General features: G+C 63.7%; 2 protein-coding genes and 1 pseudogene. All 3 read right to left on the minus strand.

Annotated elements, in window-relative coordinates:
- Positions 1-86: 86 nt before the first annotated feature.
- Positions 87-1,673, minus strand: coding sequence for an IS66 family transposase (gene tnpC / locus BSIN_RS00795; RefSeq protein ID WP_089339207.1), 1,587 nt, complete (start codon positions 1,671-1,673; stop codon positions 87-89).
- Positions 1,674-1,703: 30 nt separating this feature from the next.
- Positions 1,704-2,048, minus strand: coding sequence for an IS66 family insertion sequence element accessory protein TnpB (gene tnpB / locus BSIN_RS00800; protein ID WP_089339208.1), 345 nt, complete (start codon positions 2,046-2,048; stop codon positions 1,704-1,706).
- Positions 2,045-2,313, minus strand: a pseudogene (locus BSIN_RS00805) (IS66-like element accessory protein TnpA); the annotation flags it as partial. The gene tnpB and the pseudogene BSIN_RS00805, both read right to left, overlap by 4 nt.

The following is a 2,313-nucleotide window of genomic DNA, read 5'->3' on the forward strand; positions in this document are numbered from 1 at the left end:
GTAAGCGGCTCGGGTAGGCCAGTCCCCCATTCGCGCGCGCGTGAGGCATGATGGTGATGGCGTGGTGGAGTCCGTGACCTACACGGTTAGGATGTAGGTGGGGTCGCCGGCTTCAGTTTGCCGGCCACGTTCCAGGGAAGCAATTCGTCGATGCGAGAGATCTTGTGATCAGCGATGTGGGTCAGGACGTATTCCAGGTAAGCACGCGGGTTGATTCCGTTGAGCTTGCACGTCCCGATCAAGCTATACATCGCAGCGGCCCGCTCGCCCCCGCTGTCGGAGCCGACGAACAGATAGTTTTTGCGTCCGAGCGCGACACAGCGCAGGGCGTTCTCGGCAAGCACGTTGCTGATCTCGGCCCGACCGTCCTCGCAGTAGAACACGAGCGCTGCCCAGTGGTTCAGCGAGTAGTTGATCGCTTTGGCGAGCGCGGACTTCGTCGACAGCGTCGCGAGTTTCGCCCTGATCGTCGCTTCGAACTTCGCGAGCAACAGCTTGGTCTTCTCCTGCCTCACGCGCAGACGCTCGTCAGGCGCCTTGCCGCGGATGTTGGCTTCGATGCTGTAAAGCTCGCCGATCATCTCGAGCAGTTGCTGGGTATCCGGAGTCGGCGTGCGCACGTGAACATCGTAGATGTACCGCCTCGCGTGATCCCAGCATGCCACTTGCTGGATCTCGCCGCTCGCGTACAGTTGATCGAATCCGGCGTAGGCATCGGCCTGCAGGATGCCGTGGAATGCGACGAGCCGGGTTTGAGGGTGAACCCCTTTGCGATCCGAGGAGAAGTCGAACCATACCGCAGCCGGGTCAGTCGAGCCCGAGCGGCGATCGTCGCGCACGTAGACCCAGAAGCGTCCGGTCACCGTCTTTCCGTTGCCTGGTGCGAGCACTGCGACCGGTGTGTCGTCGACGTGCACCTTGCCGGGGACCAGCGCGTAGCGCTGGATCGCTTCAACAAGTGGCACGCAAAGCTCGGCAATCTGCCCGAGCCAGCGCCCCATGCTGGCGCGATCCAGCGTCACGCCGTCGCGTGCGGCAATCTCCGATTGGCGATACAGCGGTTGGTGATCGGCGAACTTCGATACCGCAATATCGGCCAGCAGGCTCGGATGGGCAATGCTGCGCTCGATCGGCAGGCTGGGCATCGCGGGTTGTTCTATGTGGCCGCAATCAGGACAGCACAGCTTGTGGCGGATCGTGCGGATTACTTTGAACGCGGCCGCCACGCGGGCGAGCTGCTCGGATACATCCTCGCCGAGCCGCTGCATCAGCGTCGCGCACTTGGGGCAAGCCGGATCCGGCGTAAGTTCGATTTCATCGCGCGGCAAGTGCGGCGGCAGCGGCTCTCGCGTGGGCGCTCGACTGGGGGGCGCTTTCGACGCCTTGTCTCGATGCCCTCGCGTGTCTGCCGCACCCTGGCCGGCCGTCAGGTCTTCGAGTTGCGCCTCGAGTCTATCGATCTGCCGGGCCAGTTTCTCGGACTTGCTCCCGAAGTACATTCGCCTGAGCTTGTCGATCTGCACCTTCAGGCGCTCGATTTCGTCGTCGCGGGCGGCGATCTCCCGCCCCATGTTTGCGATCGATGCCTGCTGCTCAAGCAGCGATGCTTGCTGCGCGAGCACCAGGGCCTGGAGCTCAGCGACGGTGGCAGGAAGCGGCGCATCTTTGGACATGCGTCGCAGTTTACGAGCCTTCGACGCGGTTTACAACATCGACAGCGCGGCGGTGCGGCGTGGCTGTCGCCAGTCGATGCCCTCGAGCAGCATCGACAGTTGGGCGCTCGTCAGATGGATCTTTCCGCCGTCGGCCTGCGGCCAGATAAAACGGCCTCGTTCCAATCGTTTCGCGAGCAACCAGAGCCCGTCGTCGGTCGCCCAAAGCAGCTTCACAAGATCGCCGCGGCGGCCGCGGAAGATGAATACATTGCCGCCCAGCGGATTCTCTTCGAGCGCGGTCTGCACCTTCGCGGCTAGCCCCTGGAACCCGCAGCGCATGTCGGTCACGCCCGCTGCGAGCCAGATGCGCGTACCCGGGGGCAGAGAGATCATGGCCGCAGGCTCCCCAGCACCATTCGGAGCATCTCGGTGTCGACCACGCCGTCGACCTTGATCACCGCTCGGCCGATTCGAACCTCAATCGTGCCGGTGGGCACAGCCGGTTTCCCGATCCCAGATTCGATGGTGGGCACGGGCAGAGGCACCGCTTCTCGCGGCGCCTCATCCACAATCGCCACCGGCAACAGTGGCACCACCGCAGCCTGCTGTTCCGCGCGATACTGGCGGCGCCACGTGAACACGAGATTCGCGTTCAGAC

The sequence above is a fragment of the Burkholderia singularis genome (genome assembly GCF_900176645.1).
Classification (GTDB): Bacteria; Pseudomonadota; Gammaproteobacteria; order Burkholderiales; family Burkholderiaceae; genus Burkholderia; species Burkholderia singularis.

Excerpts from the sequence above, each read along its gene's own strand:
- tnpC (WP_089339207.1), bottom strand. The coding sequence starts at position 1,673 with ATGTCCAAAGATGCGCCGCTTCCTGCCACCGTCGCTGAGCTCCAGGCC.
- tnpB (WP_089339208.1), bottom strand. The coding sequence starts at position 2,048 with ATGATCTCTCTGCCCCCGGGTACGCGCATCTGGCTCGCAGCGGGCGTG.